Below are 2093 nucleotides of genomic sequence, written 5' to 3' on the forward strand. Positions count from 1 at the left end.
TCCCCGAAGACATGGTAGCAACACTGAAGGTCTACGGCCATGACGCAAACTCTGCGTTGGCTATGTCCTACCGCGAAGATGCCGCCCCTGAGACTCTCAACATTGATTTTTCCATCGTGGCTTCATTTTAGTTATATCCACCACGCCTTCTCGCACCACAGACTATTTAGGTGCTCGTGAAAATAGAAATCGCCCCATCAGGGGCGATTTCTATTTCTGCACTTACAAATGCACCGGGCACAGATGAAATTAATTTTTCATCTTTCATTGCCAGCCGCCTGGAATTATTCCTTCCTCGGCTTGCTCACCCGCTTCGGCTGCTTCACTTCGTGAACAATCATTTTCGGCGGCAACGCACTATCCGGTATCAACTGCCGCAGCCAGCTTTGTCGCTCCATCGCACGCAAGACCGCAAGAAACGTGCGAAGAGACGTTCCATGACCAGACTCCAAGTTACGCAGCGTCCGCACATTAATACCAGCACGCTCAGCAAGCGTTTCCTGGCCAATCTTCAGCGTATTTATGCGAAAGAGCCTGACATCGTTGCCGAGAACAGTTTCCATCTCCTGCAGGGCTTCTTCAGATATACCCAATTCTGTTGTTGGCATCCCACTTCTCCACGCCGAAATCTTTCTTGATACAACCGGCAACATCCTGCCGGTAATTCACTATCTTTTGCCGTACCGGCACATTTCTTCCTATTGCCACACTTCCGAGGTCACTGGCGGCTTTGCACCATGGCCCTCGGTTATTGCTAGCGAAGGTCTGCGCTGGAAAAATCTCCATATGAGCAAACGCACCGGCGAAATCATCTCGAAAATCTACCGCCACCCACTAGAAGGTCGACAGGTACTTACTGCATCTATCGCCGAGGCAGAGGCGTTGCCGCTGCTTCCAGGGGTAGCAGTCATCTCCATCGTTGCTCCAGGCCGGGCGCCGGCCAACCTGCCGGCGTATCAGAACCTACTGCGGCTGAACTTCGCTGATGTCGACTTCCTGGACAAGAATTTGACCGAACGAGCCAAAGCCAAATTGGATACTGCCATGACGCCCTCGCAAGCAAAGGAGGTACATGCGTTTATCAAAGAGCTTCCGTCCACCATTCACACAGTGCTTGTACATTGCCAGGGCGGATTCTCTCGGTCGCCTGGCGTAGCTGCGGCTCTCAATGCCGTCTATGGCTACTCCATCGAGCCTGAAAAACTCAAGGACGCCAATAAAAGCGTGACGCAACTTCTCATCGAAGTGGCCAACGCCAAATCTCGATAAATCAAAGGCAACCTCGGCTATTTAGCGTTTACGGACGCCAGCGCTGTATAGCAGAGAACGCCAAGTCGAATGTCAGAGAACCCCGCATCGCCGAACGGAGAGCGAACCCGTAAAGGCGCTCTCGTAGCACGTCTACATCCTTTATCGCAGGTGGTCAAAGGCGATTCTATCTTAGGTTCACGGTTTTGAACCTAATTTGGGTTCAAAAATATATGTGCTCAATCTACCGACGCTATCTACAGGAGCGTCGATGGACAAAAAAATATACACACTGCGGTACCAGACCTTTCTATCAATGTTGAAAGAGGCACGTGCTCACGCCGGATTGGCTCAGCGTCCATTTGCCGAGCTTCTCGGCGTGCATCAGACATACATCAGCAAAGTTGAAGTCGGTGAACGCCGACTGGATATCGCGGAGCTATCCTTCTGGTGTGAAGCACTAGGAATATCGTTCGACAACTTCATGAACGAATGGCACATCCGCTATGTGGCTGCGGAAATTGCGGCCAAATCAGTACGGGCGAAAAAGACGGGGAGAATTTCCACAAAAGCAAAGCCGGAAGCGAAAGCAGCCAAGAGGCCGGCAGCGAAAGCAGCCAGGAGACCGGCAGCAAAGCCAATTGCGAAGAAAACACTCACGACAGCAGCGACGAAGGCCCCCAGAAAGCCCCCAGCCACGACCAGGAAAGCTGCAGTTGCCCCCGTAAAGCGCTTAAGTCGCAAAGTTTCCAAATAAGCAACATACGGGGATGCCTTGCTCTGCTCGCCACCAAGCATGAAGCAGCATGGAAATTCACGGTCGCATTTGGTGCTATACTGTACGA

The 2093-nt window shown here is 51.9% G+C and carries 2 protein-coding genes and 2 pseudogenes; 2 read left to right on the plus strand and 2 right to left on the minus strand.

What is annotated here, in order from left to right; all coding sequences use genetic code 11:
- Positions 1-284 precede the first annotated feature (284 nt).
- Positions 285-608: a helix-turn-helix domain-containing protein gene (locus tag AKL28_RS23405; protein WP_156226475.1), complete on the minus strand. Its 324-nt coding sequence runs from the start codon at positions 606-608 to the stop codon at positions 285-287.
- A gap of 178 nt (positions 609-786) precedes the next feature.
- On the opposite strand from AKL28_RS23405, the gene AKL28_RS23410 reads away from it, so the two are divergent.
- Complete coding sequence (locus tag AKL28_RS23410) at positions 787-1269, plus strand: dual specificity protein phosphatase family protein (protein WP_050470683.1); 483 nt, start codon at positions 787-789, stop codon at positions 1267-1269.
- Between the two features lie 295 nt (positions 1270-1564).
- A pseudogene (locus AKL28_RS25210) lies at positions 1565-1714 on the plus strand (helix-turn-helix domain-containing protein); the annotation flags it as partial.
- A gap of 38 nt (positions 1715-1752) precedes the next feature.
- Here the strand turns inward: AKL28_RS25210 and AKL28_RS25215 are convergent.
- Positions 1753-2093: pseudogene (locus AKL28_RS25215) on the minus strand (hypothetical protein); the annotation flags it as partial.

It is taken from the genome of Herbaspirillum chlorophenolicum, assembly GCF_001189955.1.
Lineage (GTDB): Bacteria > Pseudomonadota > Gammaproteobacteria > Burkholderiales > Burkholderiaceae_D > Herbaspirillum > Herbaspirillum chlorophenolicum.

What these genes read in the sequence shown, in the direction of transcription:
- AKL28_RS23405 (WP_156226475.1), bottom strand. Translation starts at nt 608, where the DNA reads ATGCCAACAACAGAATTGGGTATATCTGAAGAAGCCCTGCAGGAGATG.
- AKL28_RS23410 (WP_050470683.1), top strand. Translation starts at nt 787, where the DNA reads ATGAGCAAACGCACCGGCGAAATCATCTCGAAAATCTACCGCCACCCA.